We start from the raw sequence: 21,567 nt of genomic DNA, 5'->3' as shown, positions 1-21,567 counted from the left end.
ATATTTTTTTCTTTATTACGTGGGTCAATACATTAGACCCACTAATCATTTAAAAACAAACAAAAATGAAAAATATCGAAGTAAAAATTTCAGACCTCAAGGAGGTACCTGAATTCAAGTTGTTTTTTTCACCACAGTCCAATGAAGACTTGGTTGAAAGTTATGAAACCTATGGACAACTGGTTCCAATACAGATAAGTGAAGACCTCGAAATCATCAACGGTTACCGAATGGTAGATGCCATTAGGATGGCTGGTGGCGAAACAGTGATTGCCCGAATAATGGATGGCGTGCCAACCCTTCACCAGCGTATCATGCTGAACTTGTACCGAAAGAAAACCACTGAAGACGAAATCCGGGAAGCCCGTGAAGTCTTTAAAATGTTCCCCAACCGACAGGGAAAGAAAAGTGAAGACGGAAAACCCTATGAACGGGCGAAGAAAATTTCAGCGGCGTTGAATGGAAGGTGTAAAAATGATGTCATTCAGAACAAGCTTGAGTACGTCCTGAACAATGACCTTGAAAACGATGTACTTTCCAAAGGTATTTTTGAAAAAGGATGGAAAGTTGACACCTGCTACGATTTCCTGAAAGAAAAGAAAATTGTGGATGACGAAAAGGAATATGGGTTTACTCACAAGCTGATAGATGGAACCTATTCAGTCACAGAAGTCAACAAGTTCATAGACCAACGGCTGTCTTTGGATACTAAACATGATTACACCTTTGCAATTCCGGGTAAGGCCAATTTCTTTAACATGGATTGTGTAAGGTTGGCCGAAATGGCAACCTATACTAGCAAGGTCGATCTGGTTACAACTTCGATACCCTATTGGGATTTGAGAAACTACGAAAATGGTCAGGTAAGACAGCTGGGACAAGAAGAAACCAAAGAAGAGTACGCTGCCAATATTGCTACCATTTTCAACAAACTCTTTCCTATCCTGAAAGAATCCGGGAATGTCATTATCAACATTGGCGAAACGTATAGGGATGGTGTAGCTCAGGGAATACCCTTTCTGGTCAGGGATTATATCAGTAAAAATACCCCGTTAATTTATAAGGACACTCTGATCTGGTCAAAGAAGAATCCACGTCCACAGGGAGAAAAAGTAAAACGTCCGGTCAACTCCATTGAATATCTGCTTTGGTTTGTGGTTGATCCTACCAAGTCAAAATACAATATGCTGACCTTTCCAATTGACGGAAAGAAAGCTGAAGTGACAGGCGGATGCAAAGATGTTGCGAGCAACGGTAAGGTATCTAAGAAAACCAAGTCCATTTCTAAAGATTATGGGAAGATTAAATCCCATCTATACGAACAGGAAGTCGAGAATATCATCATTACCAGCGTGGGTAAAAATCATGATATTTTCAAAATCAGTTCGGAAGGTCATCCGGCAGCAATGAGTCCGATGCTGCCAATTACCCTAACCCTGATGCTCAGCGATGAAGGTGATCTTGTATGTGATCCGTTTGGTGGTTCTAATGTGGTTGGTAAATGTGCATTACTGTTGAACCGTGGCTATCTGGGAGCTGAACTATCCAAAGAATACTACCATATTGGTTGTGAAATGCTTGAGTTGGGCAACCAAAACTACAACAGGGAAGAACTTGATCAAATCAATCAAATGTTATATGGTAGTCAGTTTGGTGATAGCCAAACCGACCACTTGGTTCTTGTAGGTCAAGTATGTGATTACCCATATTATCAACTTGTTACTGCTGCTTAGATTATTTTTTAAACATTCATTAAAGCGTATCATACAATGAGACAGTCAATTAAATTAACCAATCGGTTCGGGATGAGCCAGATGGAAGCCATTGAAAGAGGCAAGGTAAACCGTTTAAGGTTAAAACAGCTGGTCAAAAATATCTCCCTTGTCAAAGAGGGAGATAGGTATCCGCACCTTTATTTCTTTTCGCCACCTGGACTGGGGAAGACCTACACTGTGCTGAACTACCTGAAAGATTCAAAAATCAGGTATATTCAGGTGTCAGGTAATGTTTCCATGTTCGCTTTTGGAATCCAACTGGCGGTAATCAACTACCTGAATCCTGAACGTGAAAACATCGTGATTTTCGTTGATGACTGCGATGAAATCCTGAAGAATGAACCTAACTGCAACACCATGAAAAACGTGCTGGACGGTAGTAAGGTCTTTACCTATGAAAAGTCTTTAACCAGCCAGTTTAATAACCTTTCCGCCATTCAACAGGCGGCCATCACACACTTTCAGGAAGAAGGTAAAATGGGATTTTCAGTTCCAACGGACAACCTAATCTTTGTATTTACTTCAAACTTTAAATTACCTGTGGATGATGAAGTTCAGTTGGCAAGGGAAAAAGGATTGGCCAAGTCAGTTTTGCTAAGTCATCGCAATGCCATTCGTTCCCGGTGTCGGGTTGCTGACTTTGATATAGGCTGGGCTGAACAATGGGGCTGGATTGCTGATGTGGTGCTCAATACATCGTGCCTTGCACCATATCAACTAACATCTATGGAAACACAGATTATACTTGATTTTCTTTGGTATAACTGGGAGTTCCTAACCGAAAGGTCTATCCGTTTGGTGGAAAAGATGGCCAATACGATGAAAGAATACCCTGAAAACTTCAAGCTATTGTGGGAAATTGACTACCTGAAAAACTAACAGATATGGACATAATGGCGATACAAAATGAAGTGGGCAAGGTCTGGAATACAGACTTTGCCCATAAGACCGACCGACAACTTATTTCCTATCAGGAATTGTCCGACCTCTATAAGAGTGAATGCAGGGGAAATCAACCTCGTTCATTGGTTAAGTTCAACCAACCTGTAAACCGTAAATGTAAGCTGACTCCCGAACAGGTTCTGGACATCCGGAGTAAGTATGTTCCTCATGTTTACGGGAAAGTTCGTTTAGCACAGGAATACGGGGTTTCGTCTTCGGTTATACTAAGGATTTTACGTGGTGAATCATGGAAGATAAGTGATAGTATATGAGGTCATTTGATCTCTAAAATTATAAGTAATGGACTTCATTAATAAATTAAAAATCGTTACAAAATGAAAAATAACAATACAGTGAAAAGAGAAAATAAAAATGAGCATTCAACAAAGAAAACATTGGTTGAAACTTCTACAAATGGCGTAAAGAAAGAAAAACTTGTTGCAGGAACGGGAGAATGGGCATCACAGAACGCCAATTTCATTAATGGATGTGCTCATGATTGTAAATACTGTTACGCCAAATCCATGGCCGTTCGATTCAAACGGAAAACAGTCGATAGCTGGAAAATTGAAGAGGTAAATTCAGCAAGACTTCAGACGAAGCTAAAAAAGAAAGACGGATATACGATGTTTCCATCTAGCCATGATATTTCGCCGGAGAATCTTAGTTATTCACTTGAATTTATGAAACGGTTACTCGAAAATGGTCATCATATTTTGGTTGTTACCAAACCTCATTTGTCTGTGATTGAGTCAATTTGTGAAAGTTTTGATTGTTATAAAGACAAGATTCTGTTCCGATTTACCATTGGTTCCAGTGATTCTGAAACATTGAATTTTTGGGAGCCGTATGCTCCATCTTTTGAAGAACGCTTAGCTTCGTTAAAACATGCACATTTATTGGGTTTTCATACAAGTGTATCATGTGAACCTGCCTTGGATATAAATACCCTTAAATTAGTTAATATCCTTTTGCCTTACGTAACAGACGCTATTTGGATAGGGTTACCGAATCGTTTAAAAGGTATTTTAAAGGTAAATGGTGCAACTGATTTCGCTACATCAGTTCGAGCAGAAGAACTAATTGCTGGTCAGTCTTTGGAATGGGTAAAAGACCTGTATGGTAAATTGAAAAGAAATCCTCGCGTCAAATGGAAAGACAGTATAAAGAAAATTGTAAATATTGAAAGATCAACACGAAAGGGACTTGATGCTTAGAAACTAACCCTGGCAATTTGGTAAAACAGTTGTCAGGGTTTCCTTTTTACTTCCTGTAACCTGAAAAGATGTTTACCCAACTAAAGATGCAGATATTGCAACCAGTACTAATGGGAACTTTTTAGACGAGTTTTTAGGGTAGCTAAAGACCAAATACCTTTCTAAAACACCAGACTCACCAGATCGTCCCAGATTGACCTTTTTCAAATATTAACCAACAATTGCCAGTTATTTAGAAAAGGAGTGTAATTCCAATCGATGTCATCGGCCATCCTACCATTGGCACCTTTCGACAAAAAGAACCATTCCCCTTCCGCTGAAATGTTCGTGCAATCATATAGACAATCATCAGGCATCAACCAAAATGTGACCTCCAAAGGTCTTTTAATGAGATCATTTTGATGTCTTGTGCGAGTTCTTTCGATAACGATTTGACTTGGAACCACCGCAAAGTTTAACTTGCCACGTTTAGGGTTGTGGATGGGAAATATGTAAAAGTTTGGTGGTGACTTCTCTTCAACGTCAGGTACTTCAAATCTGGCAATTGTATCGATTTCGGTATTATTGCTTGACCCATGAAAATATTTGTGTACAGGTAAAGACAATAGATATTGGGCAGTAATAACTACATCCGGCTTACTGAAGTGGAAAAGTTCAAAATAACCTTCGTTTTCAGAAACAATGGTGATGTCGTTGTCCGACAAATACCTTTTTAAAATTTCGATTAAGTTTTGGTGGTATTGCTCCATGATTTAGTGCTGGTAAGATGCTAATGTAGAGAAATTGGTGCAACTGACCGCACGGATAATCAGATTACTTGGGCTGCTTTTATCGAAGGAACAGAGCTAAGATTTGTCGTTGATCAGGATTACATCCTCATTTTAGGAAATTGGTGAAAATATTGTGATTAAAGGGTTTCTAAACGGAAATGTTGAAGTTTTACGGTGAGATAATTAACCAAATAGAATTGACCTGTTTATGAATCTTGAGCTACTTTCCGGAAAAGTGAAACTGTATTCATATTTTCCCCTGAGATACTCGGATAAACATAAAACTTTGATAATTTTGGATAGTCATGCAAATGGCGACGTATTTGAACGCTTTTTTTTACTTCAAATGAAAGAATTAAGACAAATGTCGTAGAAATGTCGTAAGAAAACCGCTATCAAGAGAAGTCAACTGAAATACCTTTACCAAACCAAATATTATTCGAAAATGAATGTTATTGGCAAAAAGATTTGCGAAGTAAGAAAACTAAAAGGACTGACTCAGGAAGAGCTGGCAGAACTTTCCAAAGTCAATATAAGGACAATTCAACGGGTAGAAAACGATGAAAATATACATCGTGGGAAGACGCTGAGCTCGATATGTGAAGTTCTTGAAATAGATCAGGAAGACCTTCAGAAAGTAGAAAATGAGGAGAAAAAGAAGAGTTATCTGAATAAAGTTATTGAAGGTATTTTTCTTGTTATCCTGAATATAGTGATTATTTCCATTTACGGGTACGTCACGCTGGCTCATAATGCCAACCTGAACAGCAGATTTGGGGGGATTTTATTAAGTTTTTTTGTTCCATATTTTATTGTTTCGGTTACAAGATCAATGAGTGGGCTTGAACGAATCCTGAAGTTCGGTAGCGGGCATTTCTTTTATTTCATTTTGATTTCTGTGAGTCTAGGTTTTATAAGAGGATTTATTTCGGGGTTATTTCCCTGTTTGGGGATTTCATTAGCGGTATTATACTATGCAGGTAAGTTGCTAGGAACCCTTGACCAGAAAAACAATTGATTTGGGAGAATACCGAAGATCGGCAAGTTGACCGATAGAAATTAAAACAAACAGGACCATGAACCAGAAGACAAATAATAATAATAAGTATAGATCAATTTGGCAGTAATGGATTTCGGCGCGAAAGTTTCCTCTTTAGCAACCTATTGACTTAAGAGGAAAATCGCCCGCAATCCGCCCCTGTGTTTGGATTCCTACGTTAACACCCATAATAATCGCAACTGACAAAGTAATCATTTTTATGAAGAAGATAATCGTAATTTTATTATTATCAGCCATTTGTGGAATGACAAACGGACAGTTACTGACGAGAAATGCCAATAAGTATGCGCAACTAAAAATTATTGCAGACAAATTGAATACTATTACCAGCTATCAGTCTGATTGCGATCTCGTTATAACAAGCTCCGAGCAGGGTACGTTGCATTCTGCATCAACTCTCATTGTCCAAAAAGTGCCAACTGATACGCTGTGCGGTTTTTACTACTATTTCAAAACAGATGAACAATACAAGAAAAACAATAATGACTTTATTGCCTTTTTCAATAATGCTTTTTACTTATCAAAGAATAACGCAATAAACAAATACACTCTGTTTGATTACCCCAAGAGATTCAAAGACACTAAGTTTGATAATGGTTATTCTCCTGCAATTCATCGTTCTTCTTTATATTTTACTGTTACTCCGAAAGAATTGAGTGAGTTTATAGATAAATCAATAATCGACAATGAAAAAATAATTGAACAGAAACCTGACACTTTAATTGGTGGAAAGAATTGCATAAAGTATGTTATCAAAGCTAGTAAATTAGCTTATTTACTTAGTACTGAACTTTGTTTTGAGAAAGAGCAACTTTTTCCACTCTATTATAGACATAAATTAATTAGTGGGATGAGTTCTCAATCCGTTATCGCTACATTTTCAAATACAAAAGTTGATTTTCAATTACCTGCAAGTTATTTCAGTGAAGAAAGTTTATTTGGGAGAAAACTGGAGAAAAACACTAAAGAGATCAAATACAAACAGTTGAAGATTGGAGAGGTTGCTCCTGACTGGGAATTGCCCATATTGGGGAAAATGATCAAACTTTCGAGTAAAGAGTTGCTTGGCAAATATATCATGCTCGAATTTACTGGAACATGGTGTCCTCATTGTTGGGACGCCGTAAAAATGATGAACAGGCTGGAAAATGAATTTAATGGGAATAATAAGCTTTCAATTCTATCTGTTTTCAGCACCGACATTGACAATGAAGAAAAGATAACGAAATTTGCTAATGAGCAAAAAATTAAATCAACCATTTTACATTCAGCTAAAACTGTTGGCGACAAATACTATGTGGTTGGTTATCCGTCTTTTTTCATTATCGATCCAACAGGAAAACTTGTGTTAACAATAGCTGGGTATAGTCAAGACATAGAAAATGAAATCGCTAATTATTTGAAGGATAATCTAAAATGATAAAAATTACCGGTGTTAATCAAGTAGACGGCCGACGGGATTGTATCCCTGCCAGTGCGGCTCTGCGAGGAGCTGAAAAATGTTATGGGCAAAATTAGACAGACTCAACCTCAATATTTATGATGATGAAATTAAAACCAACTTTTTTGCTTTTTCTATTAGGCATTTTGTTCTGTAGTTGCACTGATTCAGACCGAGAAATACTTTTAAAGACCAATAAAAAGTTGCAAGAACTAACAACCGTTCAATATAAGGCTGCCTTTAAAAATTATAATCCAATGACAGGTGAATTAGGGAAGAGCGATTCTGCCATTGCACTATACGATTTTAAAAGTAATGATACAATCATTGGTGCACAATACCTTTTTGCAAAAAAATCCATCGATATTGGATTTAATGGATTGAGTTCTTTTTTTACGAATAAGGAAAAGAAACAACTGGTTTATAATACTGTTAAATCGCCGGATGATTTGTTCGGAATGCCTTTTAATATGTTCTCAATTCAACAATTACGAAATCTAATGCCTCAAATGCTAAGTGACACATCTGTACAATTCAAACGACTTTCAGATATATTTATCAATGGTACTGCCTGCTATAAGTTCGATATATTAATGCGTGGAAAAGGTATTGATATGAATGGAAAGATTGTTCAACGGAAAAATTCTAACAGAAGTTATTCCATAATGATTGGTAAGAAGGATTATCTGCCAAGGCAGTTCATTAGCTATTTTGAAGAGGATTCGCCTGCTTGGATTATTTCCTATAATAACTTGGATTTATCGCCAGCTATAAATGATTCTCTTTTCAATTATTCTTTGCGTAACCCTGATTACAAAAAATACACACAGGACGAATACAAAATTGTTTCTACGAACGGAAATATTCTGAAAGACAATTCTTATAAAGGAAAAATTGCACTTAATTGGACATTACCATCAATGGCTGGTGATTTGGTGACTCTTTCCCAAATAGATGCCAATTTAGTAATGCTGGAATTTTGGTTTCCATATTGCACTGGTTGTGTTGCTGCAACACGTGATATAAATGAAATTCAAAAAAAATATAAGGACATGGGATTGCGGGTATTTGGAGTAGAATTTACAAAGCCTGATAGCACAAAACTGACTGATTACATTTCTAAGATGAAAATTGAGTATCCAATACTCTATGCAGCAAAAAAAGTGGCGTCAGATTATGGAGTTTCATCTGGGCCTACTATTTTTATAATTAATAAAGCAGGAAAATTTGTTTACTCCAGAACCGGATTTATAAAAAAAGAAGTTATTAATGCAATTGAGTCAAATACTAAATAAAATTCTGCCCATAACAGTATTATACCCGGCAGCGGTGGTTTCGGTGTGTATCTTTACGCTCATTCTCTTTTTCGGCTTGACAGGAAACCGCCCGCAGTCCGCCCCTGCGTGTAGCCTCCTACATTAGGTGCCATTAAAAAGTCGCGTTACACAAAATTGAAAATAAGATGAATATATCAGTTACACTGACAAAAAGTGAATTTCAAAATGTTCTGCTAAAGCATTTCATTGAAACATATTTTAATTACAAACGACTCATTATTGTAATGTTTATATTTCTCTTATTGAGTATTCAAGTCGGTGGATTCGAGGAAGGTAAAGCATTTGAGATTTTTATTTTGTATCCATTATGTGGACTTATATTGTATGCATTATATCTTTCTATGAGATTCTGGATACCATTCATAAAATTCAAAAAAATAATGGATCCAAAGACTTTAATAGCTTCATACAATGTATCAAACAATGTTGACAACTTGAAAATTGAAACAATCACAGGACAGAAAGTCGTATTCTGGCGCAAAATTATAAACATTAAAAAAGTAAAAAACCATTTGTTTATTAGCTTATTAGATAATTCAACTTACATCATACCAGAAAGTCAATTCGAAGATGAAGCTGCTATTAATGATTTTGTCCAATCAGTAAAGAATGGAATTATTAAAACTAGAGGAACGCTGAGTGTATCGATATTCTTAAGACCACCTTATTTATTGGGTCTTGTCTGTTTTATCCCACTTTTTGGACTAATTGTTGGAATTGTATTGGTTCTTTTGGGACTCTTTTATTATAAAGACAAATTATTGGTTTTAATAGGTTGTTTGGGAGTTATTTTTACCATAGGCTATTATAAGTATACATTTCCCGATTCAGAAAGAGACAAGCAATTTGCAAAAATATCTCAAATGCAGCTAAATAGCTTAATCAAAGATATTGAGTATTATAAATTGCAGAATGGAAATTACCCCGATAAATTAGAACAATTGCAAAACTCAAATTCAATGGTTATTATCTATGATCCACTTCAATCGAAAAATGGTAAGAGTTCCAAATACAATTATATTTTAGTTGGAGACAGATATAAACTCTTTTCGTCAGGTATTGACGGAATTGCCAATACAAAAGACGACATTTCCCCAGAGGTTGAGGACATTAGTAAAGTTGGACTAATTAAATGATTTATAAAGATGAACTTAGTACATGACAAAAACATAAACAATTGATTATCAACAAAATAAGCATTAAAATATTTGCATAAAACCCTGAATATCATTATCTTACAAGGGATTACCACATCACTTAGTAAGAAATATGACACCCAGGGTAGATGCTAAAAGTAGTGAATTAGTTTCCATTTTCCATAAGCAATCAGGTTGGAATCTGGCACGAGTAAAGTTCTTTGTTTTCATGATCAGTGCACTATGTAAGGTGCAAACAGTTGGTTTTGAGAAGTTGGCTACAGCTTTTGACAGTAATGCCAGTACCAGTTCCTCTCTGAGGAGAATACAGCGGTTTATGTCTGAATATCTACTTGATACAGATTTGATCGCCAAATTAATATTCAGACTATTACCTCATGAACCACCTTTCCGTCTGGCAATGGATAGGACAAATTGGAAGTTTGGACAGCAGAATATCAATGTATTGGTAATTGCAGTTGTTTATCATGGAGTTGCTTTTCCGCTGTTGTTTAAGTTGTTGCCCAAGTTTGGTAATTCAAACACCAATGAACGCATTGAATTGATTGAACGGTTTATCCGTCTTTTTGGATCTGCTTCGTTGGATTGTTTGACCGCAGATCGGGAGTTTGTTGGAGAACGATGGATCAAGTATCTGAATGAGAACCGGATTCGTTACTATATCCGCATCCGCGAAAACTTTTGGGTTTTGCAACCTCACAATGGCAAACGAGTTAAAGCCAGTTGGCTGTTTGCCGATTTGCCGCTAAATGGTTGCCGAGTGAACCACCGTATTATTTATCTGAACGATCAACTGTGTTATCTGTCAGCCTCTAAAGTAAAGAACAAAGATGGAAAGCCTGAATTGCAGATTGTTATCTCATTCAACAAGCCAGAAGATGCACTTTGTATTTACAAAGAACGATGGCAGATTGAAACTGCTTTTAGAGCTTTAAAAACAAGTGGCTTTAATATTGAAGATACACACTTGACTGAAATTGGAAGAATTGAAAAACTGTTTGCATTGGTGATAGTAGCTTTTACATGGGCATACCTTGTCGGTGATTATTTGCACAGATACATCAAACCAATCCCGATCAAGAAACATGGAAACAAAACTAAAAGTCTATTCAAATATGGTCTAACATATATTGCAACTGTTCTTTTAAACGCTTTCTTTCAAGATGATATCGATATTTTTAAATTTTTGTCATGTACTTAGAAAGATGAAATAAAAACGGCTTATAACTTCAGCTACCCGGCAGCGGCAGCGGTGGTTTTCTGTGGGCATCTTTCCGCTCGGGCTGTTTTTCGGCTTGACAGGAAATCGCCCGCAATCCCGCAACTGCATATAGTTCCGTCCGTTAACGCCAAGTTTTACAAATGAACAATGATTTAAATTAAGAATAAGAATTAATTAAAAAGCCCAAATCAAAAACAAAATGAAAAAAATATTATTTTTAACAATTCTACCCCTTATGCTAACAGGTTGTTTTTGGGACAACAATGATTTTGTTGTTGAGAAAATAGTTACTGTTTCACAAAATCCTGTCAATTTAAGTGCTTTAAATTCTGAATATGATGATTATAACTCAACCCTTGATTTCATTAAGGATAAGGAAATTATTTTTTCATCAAACCGAAATAGTCGAGGGAAAGACTTTGACTTGATTTATAAAAATTTAGTTATAACAGAAGACCCAGAAACTAAAGATATTACAATCGAAGTTTCAGATTATGGTACTCCCCATTATTGGGAAAATATTTTTCGAAATGTTAATTCAACTGGAAATGAATTTGGACCATATTTTAATTCATCTGGAGGAAATTTATTTTTCATGTATTCTACACAAAATGCTGCTGGTTACGATATCCATTTTTTGAATCTCACTGATTGGTATTCTGCTAAATATGATAGTTTTGATTCAATTCCAAAGTTAATTCCAAAAATAAATGAATACGATGATGACCTTTATCCAACCTTCTCAACAGACAAAAAGAATATAATTTTCTGTAGCAATAAGAACAGTAATGTATTTAATATTTATAATGCTTCTTTTAAAGATGAATTTAACCTCGAATCCTTAATAAATGGGGAGTTTAAAACTATAAATAAAATTGAATCTTTATCAAGTATCGCTGACGATAAATGCCCATTTATTGGAGGAGATGAAATGATGGTATTTGCGTCAAACAGGGAAGGAGGATATGGTGGATATGACTTATGGTATTCATTCTTTGTCAATGGACTATGGACAGAACCTGAAAATTTTGGAAGTGAAATAAACACAAGCAAAGATGAATTCCGTCCCATTACCTTTAAAATGTTTGGGCGCGATTTTATAATATTTTCATCAAACAGAAAAGGGGGAATGGGTGGATTTGATTTGTACGTCGCAGAATATAAAATCGATTAGAAATTGAAAACCAGGCGTTAATATCTGCTACCCCCAACATTAACGCTTATATTAAAATAGCAGAACAAAAACGAATAACCATGAATAATTATTTAAAAGTAATTCTACTCTTTACGCTCTTTGTACAGGCATGTTCAAAAGATGAAGTTGAAAAAGTTCCAAGTCCAGAATACCCATATACCTATGGTGTATTGAGTAAACAAGAGTTAGACATTGAATTGCAGAAATTTAATTCGATTAATACGATTGAAAGTTTAACTCTCAATGAATTCGGAATACTGTCTGGCAGCGTCCCTGTTAGTTTAAGCAAAGGTCTGGATTCGACTTTAGTGAAAGAGAATATTTCGATGATATTAAAAACATACGGTAATTTTATTGGCATCGATAAAAGTGTTAACCTTAATATCTCAACGGATATAAGTATTCGTCTTACTGGTGGTGTTGATGTTTCATTAGGTGATTATTTCAAATATGGGTTAATAAAAGCCTCTCCAATGTTTTTATTAAAGCAAAATAAGTTGAAAGACAGAAACATGGAGAATGTTCAGGTGAAATTCTATTTTTCGCAAACTGACAATAAAATGCAAATACTTGGACGTTGGTATCCTGAAGTTTATATCCCCGAAGAAGAGATAAAAAATCCAGATCAAGCATTAGCTATTTCAATTCAATATATCAAAGAAAATCATAAGGATGTTACTCCTTTAAATTTGTCAAATGTTGAAAAAGATAAGTTTAATAAAGTACTTTATCCGCTCCAAAAAGAAAATAAAGTTGAAATACGTGAGTGTTGGGAAGTTACTTTCTGGGATAATAGTGTAAAAACTTTAGTGGATACACAGACAGGAGAAGTCGTTTATTATTTAGACTACGGGGGTATGATTTAACCAAAGATGAAACTTGGAAATAAAATACAAGCTTTAATAACAGCCACAGAAATCCGGCAGCTATGGTTTTCGGTGTGTATCTTTTCGCTCTGGCCGTCTTTTCGGCTTGACCGGAAATCGCCCGCAATCCGCTCCTGCGAGTAGCTTCCTCCTATTGTGTGCCATTTAAAAGTCGCTTCACACAAAAGAATATGAATCAATAGACATACCCAGCTTATGAAAAGAATCTTTGTGCTTTTATTTGTAATTTTTTCGTTTTCAATTGTTAATGGACAAAAAATTATTCAATCGAGCAAGAAAACATAAAAGTTTGTGTTAATGGAGTAGTACAGGACTGGCGTATTTCACCAGAAAATAATCCGGACAGACTGAAAGTTTATTGTTCCAATGAGAAAAATAAGGTTGTATTTCAAACCAATATTGACACAGCTTCTTTTTACGTTTCCAAAAACGACACCTTAAAATTCAATATCATTCTTAACAATCAAGACACTGCGCGTACTGAGATTATTGGAATAAAGGATTTGCCAAATAAAATTTCCGCAGATGAAAAGTTGTATTGGTTGAGCCAAGTCTGGTCAGAAACAAAGTACAATTTTGTTAATATTGACCGACTTAAACTCAATTTAGATAGCCTTTATAAGACTTTTATCCCTTTGGCACTGGCAACAAGAAACGACTATGAATACTATCAGGTGTTGAGAAAGTTCATGGCAAATTTACAAGATGGTCACAGCGAGGTATCGGATAATGGACAATTTTATCCTTATACCGATTATATTCCAGTCTCCTTGCAAAACTTTAATAACAAAGTTTATATAACGGCTGTGCGTAAAATATCCGAACTAGATTCAACTTGGGTTGGTGCTGAGTTAATTGAAGTTGAGAATATTCCTACTTCAAAATATCTCGAAACAAATATATTTCCATACATATCAGCTTCGACTGAACAACATTTATGGATGCAAGGAATTTCAAAGTTGCAGAATGGCTTCAAAGATCAAACGTTCAAAGGAACAATTAGAAAAACCAATGGTGATACTGTTAAAATTGAACTTCGGCGCAATGGCGAGGCTACTCGCACCAATAATGATCAATATTGGGGTCCGGTAATAAATTACTCGCGGAACATTGTTGATCTAAAATGGTTGGATAATGACATTGCATTGGTGAGTTTCAATCGATTTTCGCCAGAGGATAAAGCGATCAAAGAATTTGACAATGTCGCTGATAAGTTATCTAAAGCAAAAGGGGTAATTATTGACCTTCGTAAAAATGGTGGCGGATCCACCGGTGTAGCTTGGCATTTGCAAAAATATCTGACAAAGGGGAATTCTTTTCTCAACTATTCTTGGGAGACAAGAACAAATGATGGTGTAAGAAAAGCAAATGGAAATTGGCAAAAGGAATATAAAGATTACTTTTTAAATCGTGCATATCGTTTCGAGAGACCTGATTCCGTATTTGTATCAGATACACTAAAAAGGATCACTTGTCCAACGACTATATTAATTGGACGATTTACTTTTTCTGCGGCAGAAGATTTTTTAGTTAATATCTATGAAACGCCCAACAGACCAAAATTGATTGGTGAAGAAACCGGAGGCTCAACAGGTTCGCCATTAGTGGTACCTGGATTACCAGGAGGAGGATATGCAAGAATTTGTACCAGACGCATTTGCTATCCGATAAGCGAAAAAAGATTTGTAAACAGTGGTGTTAAGCCAGACATTGAAGTAAAACAAACGATTGAAGATTACATGAATAAAAGAGATGCAGTTCTGGAACGTGCGATTAAAGAAATTGAAAACACCCTATAACTTCAGCTCCCCGTGTAACTTCCTACTTTATAGCCCATTTAAACGCTGACAGGGACAGCAATGAGTATTGATTGAATTTTCATTTTGACTGTAATAATTGGACAAAATAGGATCGACTTAAATGAAGTATATTAAGAAAATAATTGGTTTTGCCGTTTTTATCGGGTTGATTTATCTCGCGAATAAATTTACTTATTACATTCATATACAGTATATTGAGAGATTTAAAAAAGAAAAATTCAGTGGACGAATTATTAGAAAGTACATTGACACGAAACAGCATAATTATGAAATGTTAGTATTTATTAATAAGGACGGGAAGGACAGTCTGAGTTTCAGTAATGATACAAGTGGATTTTATGATTTTGTTGCAGTAAACGATTCAATAATTAAAATTGAGAATAGCGATGAAATTAGAATTGTCAATAGAGACACATCCTTTTTCATTTCTTTTTAGATTTAAAAACGTGCTATGACATCAGCTACCCGGCCGGTAGCAGTGGTTTTTGGTGGGCATCTTTCCGCTCAGGCTGTTTTCAGCTTGACAGGAAATTTGGAGTACGGGTCTTTGGTTGAAATCATTTGAATAACGCCAGTACTTTAATAACCTAAGACATATCCACTTTAACAAAATTCCTTTAAAAAAACTTCCTGTCATGTGGAAGGACTTTTGTTTTGCTTATACTAATAACAAAAGTATAAGCACCCAATTTTCTGAAATCCTTGACCAGCAACGATCTCACTAAACCATCTCATTTTCAGCATGATTTAGCTTTTACTTAGCACAGAAAATGCAGCAAAGTATAAGGAAATTCTCGTTCTTGTCCCTAAACTTTTAAACCAAAAGCTATGTCACTAAAGGGTCAACGAACAACAACTACGAGCATGGATTGGGATCAATTCAAGTCACTAATCAGCAAACTTGAAAGAGATGGTGAATACAAATACTGTCTTCTTATCGCCACAGGTGTTTTCACTGGTCTTCGGATTTCCGATTTACTTCAACTTCGATTTAGCCAGTTTGAAAACACTGACATTCTAACCGTTCAGGAACAGAAAACGGGTAAGACCAGAAGAATTAAAATCAATCCTGACCTTAAAACCATCATTGAACGTATCAAAGGTAGACTGGTCGTTGTTAACACCGACCAGTACATCTTCCTGAACCGATATGGTACAAAGCCCATTGACAAGAGTTGGGTAAACGTTGAACTAAAACGGATTTTTAAGAAATACGGGATTGAACTGGAAGGAAACGTTTCCAGTCACATGTTCCGTAAGACATTGGGGAATCGTGTTTTGAAGTTGAACAACTATTCCAATGAATCCATTGTGTTGTTGATGGAGTTATTCGGTCACAGTTCGGTCGCCCTGACGAAACGATATTTGGGGATTCGGGAAAGGGAAATCCTTGATGTGTATGACAGTTTGAGGTTGTAACGCTTAGAATTATGAAAATTACCCAAAAACATTTATCTTTCAAATCATTCTTAACAGAACAATGAATTAATCTATCTTTCAGTATATCAATTATTAAAATGAAGTATTCTATTCTTATTTCTATTTTCTTGCTTGTTGCCTTTAAATGTGCCATGGGGCAGAACATTGAAGACCCTATATCTTTTATTCAATGGAAGAAAGTCGTGTTAAGTAATGATGCAGAATTTACTGACGGTAAAATGGATTGGGGTTTAGGATTTTTAATCAAATACAAGAACGATACGATTGCCTGTACCGCTCGTGATTTTACCGGAACAACTTACACAAGAGGAAAGATGTTATACATCAAAGATTTCGGTAAAGAAATGAAATATTGGAGGATGTATGTTTCTGATGATCCAACCCAGAAGGTGGTGTTAGACACATTATTCATGAAGGATAAAATAGAAAAGAAATATTCGATCTTTTTATATTCAGCCTATTTCTTGACCTTTTCATTGAAACAGAAGAACAAAAATCTAATCCCATTAGAACCAGACATAAGAAAGACAGCAAATAAGGACACACTGTATATAGTTGGTTATGACAAGGATCACAATTTAAAAATTGTCCGTGGAATTGTTGAGACACCATTAAACGAAAAATATTCAGAGCCGGAAATCCGGCTTCAAACAGATGTTTTTCTTTACTATTCTAATTTTGTAGGAGCACCTATTGTTGATAAGAACGGAAAGGTAGTCGGATTAGTTAACAGAGCCTATGACTTATATAAAAATACGAAAGGAAGGATTATTAATGATGATAAAGAAGTAGCTGGAGCACATTATGAATACTTTATTAATGGCACTTCCATGAGATCAATATTGGGAAAGGATTATCAGAAATAGTTCAAAATGACTGTATTTTAGAATCTTCTTTTGTTCTTTTGACAAACATACTCCACACAAACCCTCTTGCTTCTGATTCACTTTGAAACCATGAATCTGGCCTAACCAAATCATGTGGGTCGATTTCTTTAAGTTCATCCAAGATTGGTTGAAGTTCGGGTTTGATGACTTGACTTATTTCGTCAAGGTAATCCATGTAATTCTTAACAAATACAATTGCTTCCATCTTTATAATTGTTTGATATTAGCTAAGATACTATTAATATTTAGGAACAACTGCAAAAAAAGGGACGACCCTCTGGTCGTCCCAATGAAATTTTTAATAACAGAACCAATTTCTTGATTATATATTATAAATATATCCATCCCGAGCAAAAAACCACAACAACGAATTCTTTCAAAAACTTTTCTCCGGGCAAGGAAAATTGTAGCAAGATGTTGCTTGGCTTGAATAATGTCTTTATGCAGCTAATCTTTAAAGCGATCCAGAGATCTAAGGAGTTTTAGATATTGCTTGGCTTAAAGGACAAGTCAAAAGCCAAGCAATATTTCATTACCCATAAATAAAAATGGATCTTGATGATCCGGGCGAACAATGATTAAAAATTTGATTGTTTTAATTTGTTTTCCCCTGCTCAGTCTTGGCTTATGATAATACTGAGCGAGGTAAGGAATGAGGTAAGGAAAAAGGGTGGATTTTGATAGTGGAGTAAGGAAATCGTAAAATTTAAATTGTTGTATTGTGTTGATATTTAATTACATATATACTTTTAAATATTTGATTTTTTTGGCTCATAACCCAAAGGCCGTCGGTTCGAGTCCGGCTCCCGCTACTACGAAAGCTTTGGCATTTTATGCTGAAGCTTTTTTATGCCCTTTTGTGAACTATTTTAGAAAAAAATAGCTGTTTCAGTTAGCACCAAAACAGCCATAAAGACAAAAGCTTATTATTCGCAAATATCGGTTTATCGAATATTACTTATCGAATTTTTAGCCGTATCGTGTTTCGTTTTTAGTTTAATCTGTCCATATTCAACACCATTCACATAAATAGTGTGCAGCGTATCATGCTTCAGGGTAACCGAAAAATTTCCCTTTTCATCAGCAAAAGTGCTTGCTTCGTCGCCGGTTTCGGGTTGCGAAATGGTGATTTTAATATTACCGTTCGCTGCTTTCCCGGTTGCGGCATAAGATGCTGCTGCAGCTCCTCCACCTGCTCCAGCCAGATTTCCGACTGATGAAACCGCAGATGAAACAATTACTCCTTTAACTGTCAGGCCATTGACAACTGCCCTGTTTTGATTGTCTTTCTCTTTACTCGAAAATATTTCGATCGTTATTGGCTGTTTAAACGAGCCATTAGCTGCAATCTTAGTTTTGACCGGATTATTCACTGATTCAGCAGCGGAATCGATTTGTCTTTTTTCTTGTCCGAATGCCGTTGAAAAACAAAAAAATGCAAATACCAGAATGAAAAGTTTTACGTGGTTCATAGTTATTTATTTATAGGTTTTTTTCAAACACCTGCTGAAATTACCTTATATGTTCGGCCTTCTACTTTAATTCCCAGCCGAACCTGAGTTTTTAAGGTGTCTTTTAATCCTGAGGTTGCTTTTTCGACCACTATGGTCAAAGTATATTCCCCATCTGTGAGGTTTGATGGTAATAGAAATCCGTCGCTTACATTTTTAACTTCCCAGATTGGCCTTCCACCATCAGCTTTCGAAACGGCAGCCGAAATCACGGCTCCACCTGGCAATGCTCCGCCAACCAACGATGCTCCTTGAGCAACTGCACTCCCTGCTGCATGTAGTCCTGCATTTACTTTGGCCACTTCTGAAGAAGTCATTTCAGAAACTTTATTACGGGTAATCAGGAAAGCTTGTTTATTTGGAAAGATAACGTATGCCCCACCCGCAGCTTGAAGACCGGCATTGACTTTTTCGCCAAAAGTTGCGCCTTGCGTTTGTTTAGCTACAGTTACATTCATCGAAATCCGGTTGGGCATGCCGCCATTGATATTATTTACCGATTTTTCGGTTTGCCCTACAGCACAAATTGTCGAGCCCAAAATCAAAACGATTGTAAAAAGATTGTTTTTCATAGGTTTATTTTTTGTAGAAAGGGAGAATCAGGTAAGTGTAAATCAAACAACCCGCGCAAATAGCCAAAAAGAACTCAAGACTCGCAAAAAATATCAGTATTGCAGCCACAGCAATAGCTGTAATTTTAAAGCTGAAAATAAATAAAAGGAACATTGCCAATGTCATCAAAAAGCCCAACCGTGCGGCAAATATTTTAGGCGCCTTATCAATCATTCGAATAGGTAAATTGAGGGCGTTGCTCAACGAATGGCTTGCAAAACTAATTGGACTAAATTTTAGATTGGTAAAAGCCCGGATGAAAAAATCTGCCATCAGGAAAACGAACAGGGATAATGAGTTCAACACAAAAGCCAATACAATAATTCCGATAACAAGCATGGCATTTAAACGTGTGATTTGCTCATTCACGCGCTGATCTGATATGGGACAAACTAAATTCTGCATAAAATTTCAATTTTAACTTGATAATAACAACAGATAAAGTCGCGATTTGATTATTGAATCACGAATAAAAGATAAAAATGTCTCATTTAAATTATTGTAACCGGACTTTTGCTTAAGGAATCAGTTTGCTCAATGATTTAATTAAACTAATTTGAATCGAAGAAGTCATAAAGTGGCGTCTATTTTAAATAACTCATTTCGGTTTTCCGAATGATAAATCAAATCATATTTCTAACTTTAGCGCTTCCATCAATACTGTGAAAATATGTTTCAAGCAGAAGTTTACATTCAAAGAAGAAAGATTCTTTGCGAAAAGATTGGTTCCGGATTGATCCTCTTTTGGGGAAACGATGAAAGTCCGATGAATTATGCAGATAACACTTATCACTTCAGGCAACATAGTTCATTCTTATATTATTTTGGTATAGATTTTCCTTCTCTTGCGGCTGTAATTGATATTGATAATCAGCATGAAGTTGTATTTGGGGATGACTATACCATTGACGATATTGTGTGGATGGGACCCCAACCTACCATTGCCGAACGTGCGAAGCTTTCAGGAATTGAAGAAACGCACCCCATGGTAAAACTTTATACGATTCTTAAAGAAGCTCAGGCTTCGCGTAAAGAAATCCATTTTCTGCCGCCATACCGACCTGAGAATAAAATAAAATTGTTACGCTTTCTGAATATTCGTCCCGACCAGATTAATCTTAATGCTTCGTCTGAATTGGTAAAAGCCGTGATCAGCCAGCGGGAAATTAAATCGACACTAGAGATTTCTGAAATAGAGAAAGCAGTTGATTTATCGGTTGATATGCACACTGCTGCAATGAGGTTTGCCAAGCCAGGTATGACTGAGGCTCAGGTAGCAGCTAAAGTTTATGAAGTCGCTTTGGCTCAGGATTGCAATATTGCGTTCCCAATAATTGCCACCATTAATGGTCAGACTTTGCACAACCATTCGCATCACAACATTTTGAAAGAAGGTGATTTGTTTTTAGTCGATGCCGGTGCCGAATCTCAAATGCACTATGCAGGTGATCTTTCGAGTACTTTCCCGGTGAGTAAAAATTTTACCGAAGTTCAGAAACAGATTTATCTTGCCAGCTTGAAAGCTCATCGGGCTGCAGTTGAGGCGATTGCTCCCGGAATCAATTTCAGGGAAGTTCATTTTGCCGCTTGTCGCTCCATTGTCACATCAATGAAAGAATTGGGACTAATGAAAGGTGATGTTGATGAAGCCGTATCTCAAGGTGCACATGCATTATTTTTCCCTTGTGGAACTGGGCACATGATGGGGCTTGATGTTCACGATATGGAAGACTTGGGCGAAGTGTGGGTTGGTTATGGTGGAGAACCCAAAAGCACTCAGTTTGGACTGAAATCGCTTCGCTTCGCTAAAACACTTCGTCCCGGACATGTTTTTACCATTGAACCGGGAATCTATTTTATTCCTGAATTAATTGATTTGTGGAAATCGGAAGGAAAGTTCAGTGATTTTTTGAACTGGAATGAGATTGAGAAATTCCGTCATTTTGGAGGAGTTCGTAACGAAGAAAATTTTGTGGTTACTGAAAATGGATATAAAATACTTGGAAAAGCAAAACCAAAAACGATTGATGAGGTTGAGGCCCTAAGGAACTAGCAATTTTTCTTTAGGAAGGTGTTGATTTTGCTTTAAAATTAAATCCTTCGAATCTTTATCTCAGATGAATTATTCCTGAAAATTTCGATTGATTTTTGTTAGATACATCATTGTCAATGACTTTCAGTTTACATTAAGAATTGAATAAATTTCTTCTTCTGTTTTCTTGATTTATAACTGAAAGTCCTTGCCAATGTCTGTTAAAAGTTGTTAAATTTAGGCAATCGTATTTAAACTTAAC

20 protein-coding genes are annotated in these 21,567 nt (G+C 36.1%); 15 read left to right on the top strand and 5 right to left on the bottom strand.

Annotated elements, in window-relative coordinates; all coding sequences use genetic code 11:
- Positions 1–65 precede the first annotated feature (65 nt).
- From AQPE_RS08180 to AQPE_RS08165, 4 genes are all read left to right on the top strand, one after another.
- Positions 66–1,733, top strand: coding sequence for a DNA methyltransferase (locus AQPE_RS08180; protein ID WP_318350568.1), 1,668 nt, complete (start codon positions 66–68; stop codon positions 1,731–1,733).
- Between the two features lie 36 nt (positions 1,734–1,769).
- Entirely contained in the window at positions 1,770–2,654 is an 885-nt protein-coding gene (locus AQPE_RS08175; RefSeq protein WP_318350567.1) for an AAA family ATPase, read from the top strand.
- Between the two features lie 5 nt (positions 2,655–2,659).
- On the top strand, positions 2,660–2,989 hold the full coding sequence (locus AQPE_RS08170; RefSeq protein WP_318350566.1) for a hypothetical protein: 330 nt from the start codon (positions 2,660–2,662) through the stop codon (positions 2,987–2,989).
- A 63-nt stretch (positions 2,990–3,052) separates the two neighbouring features.
- Positions 3,053–3,934, top strand: coding sequence for a radical SAM protein (locus AQPE_RS08165; protein WP_318350565.1), 882 nt, complete (start codon positions 3,053–3,055; stop codon positions 3,932–3,934).
- A 203-nt stretch (positions 3,935–4,137) separates the two neighbouring features.
- On the opposite strand, the gene AQPE_RS08160 is transcribed toward AQPE_RS08165, so the two are convergent.
- Positions 4,138–4,683 (bottom strand): hypothetical protein, encoded by a 546-nt coding sequence (locus AQPE_RS08160; RefSeq protein WP_318350564.1) that lies wholly within the window; start codon positions 4,681–4,683, stop codon positions 4,138–4,140.
- 466 nt (positions 4,684–5,149) lie between these two features.
- Between AQPE_RS08160 and AQPE_RS08155 the strand changes: the two genes are divergently transcribed.
- The 10 genes from AQPE_RS08155 to AQPE_RS08110 all read left to right on the top strand — a co-directional run bounded on the left by AQPE_RS08155 (position 5,150) and on the right by AQPE_RS08110 (position 17,129).
- Positions 5,150–5,722 (top strand): helix-turn-helix domain-containing protein, encoded by a 573-nt coding sequence (locus AQPE_RS08155; RefSeq protein ID WP_318350563.1) that lies wholly within the window; start codon positions 5,150–5,152, stop codon positions 5,720–5,722.
- Between the two features lie 241 nt (positions 5,723–5,963).
- A complete protein-coding gene (locus tag AQPE_RS08150) occupies positions 5,964–7,184 on the top strand; it encodes a peroxiredoxin family protein (RefSeq protein WP_318350562.1) in 1,221 nt (406 codons plus the stop codon).
- Between the two features lie 119 nt (positions 7,185–7,303).
- Positions 7,304–8,500: a peroxiredoxin family protein gene (locus tag AQPE_RS08145; RefSeq protein WP_318350561.1), complete on the top strand. Its 1,197-nt coding sequence runs from the start codon at positions 7,304–7,306 to the stop codon at positions 8,498–8,500.
- 167 nt (positions 8,501–8,667) lie between these two features.
- Entirely contained in the window at positions 8,668–9,678 is a 1,011-nt protein-coding gene (locus AQPE_RS08140) for a type II secretion system protein GspG (protein ID WP_318350560.1), read from the top strand.
- A 133-nt stretch (positions 9,679–9,811) separates the two neighbouring features.
- The gene (locus tag AQPE_RS08135) at positions 9,812–10,900 is read left to right on the top strand and encodes an IS4 family transposase (RefSeq protein ID WP_318347135.1); all 1,089 of its coding nucleotides are present in this window, start codon (positions 9,812–9,814) and stop codon (positions 10,898–10,900) included.
- 220 nt (positions 10,901–11,120) lie between these two features.
- Complete coding sequence (locus tag AQPE_RS08130) at positions 11,121–12,095, top strand: hypothetical protein (RefSeq protein ID WP_318350559.1); 975 nt, start codon at positions 11,121–11,123, stop codon at positions 12,093–12,095.
- An 80-nt stretch (positions 12,096–12,175) separates the two neighbouring features.
- On the top strand, positions 12,176–12,982 hold the full coding sequence (locus AQPE_RS08125; RefSeq protein WP_318350558.1) for a hypothetical protein: 807 nt from the start codon (positions 12,176–12,178) through the stop codon (positions 12,980–12,982).
- 524 nt (positions 12,983–13,506) lie between these two features.
- Positions 13,507–14,802 (top strand): S41 family peptidase, encoded by a 1,296-nt coding sequence (locus AQPE_RS08120; protein ID WP_318350557.1) that lies wholly within the window; start codon positions 13,507–13,509, stop codon positions 14,800–14,802.
- Positions 14,803–15,651: 849 nt separating this feature from the next.
- On the top strand, positions 15,652–16,242 hold the full coding sequence (locus AQPE_RS08115; RefSeq protein ID WP_318350556.1) for a tyrosine-type recombinase/integrase: 591 nt from the start codon (positions 15,652–15,654) through the stop codon (positions 16,240–16,242).
- A 98-nt stretch (positions 16,243–16,340) separates the two neighbouring features.
- Positions 16,341–17,129 carry a serine protease family protein gene (locus AQPE_RS08110; RefSeq protein ID WP_318350555.1) on the top strand — a complete coding sequence of 263 codons (789 nt, stop codon included), beginning with the start codon at positions 16,341–16,343 and terminating at the stop codon, positions 17,127–17,129.
- A 1-nt stretch (position 17,130) separates the two neighbouring features.
- Here AQPE_RS08110 and AQPE_RS08105 read toward each other — a convergent pair whose 3' ends face one another.
- The 4 genes from AQPE_RS08105 to AQPE_RS08090 form a co-directional block, all read right to left on the bottom strand.
- The gene (locus AQPE_RS08105; protein ID WP_318350554.1) at positions 17,131–17,355 is read right to left on the bottom strand and encodes a hypothetical protein; all 225 of its coding nucleotides are present in this window, start codon (positions 17,353–17,355) and stop codon (positions 17,131–17,133) included.
- Between the two features lie 739 nt (positions 17,356–18,094).
- Positions 18,095–18,622 (bottom strand): hypothetical protein, encoded by a 528-nt coding sequence (locus tag AQPE_RS08100; RefSeq protein ID WP_318350553.1) that lies wholly within the window; start codon positions 18,620–18,622, stop codon positions 18,095–18,097.
- Between the two features lie 23 nt (positions 18,623–18,645).
- Positions 18,646–19,233 carry an Ig-like domain-containing protein gene (locus AQPE_RS08095; protein WP_318350552.1) on the bottom strand — a complete coding sequence of 196 codons (588 nt, stop codon included), beginning with the start codon at positions 19,231–19,233 and terminating at the stop codon, positions 18,646–18,648.
- A gap of 4 nt (positions 19,234–19,237) precedes the next feature.
- The gene (locus tag AQPE_RS08090) at positions 19,238–19,678 is read right to left on the bottom strand and encodes a DUF4395 domain-containing protein (RefSeq protein ID WP_318350551.1); all 441 of its coding nucleotides are present in this window, start codon (positions 19,676–19,678) and stop codon (positions 19,238–19,240) included.
- A 265-nt stretch (positions 19,679–19,943) separates the two neighbouring features.
- Here AQPE_RS08090 and AQPE_RS08085 point away from each other — a divergent pair, with 265 nt between their 5' ends.
- Positions 19,944–21,326, top strand: coding sequence for an aminopeptidase P family protein (locus AQPE_RS08085; RefSeq protein ID WP_318350550.1), 1,383 nt, complete (start codon positions 19,944–19,946; stop codon positions 21,324–21,326).
- The last annotated feature ends 241 nt before the right edge of the window (positions 21,327–21,567 follow it).

This window comes from Aquipluma nitroreducens (assembly GCF_009689585.1).
In the GTDB taxonomy this organism is placed as follows: domain Bacteria; phylum Bacteroidota; class Bacteroidia; order Bacteroidales; family Prolixibacteraceae; genus Aquipluma; species Aquipluma nitroreducens.
This window is presented reverse-complemented; position numbering and strand designations above follow the sequence as displayed.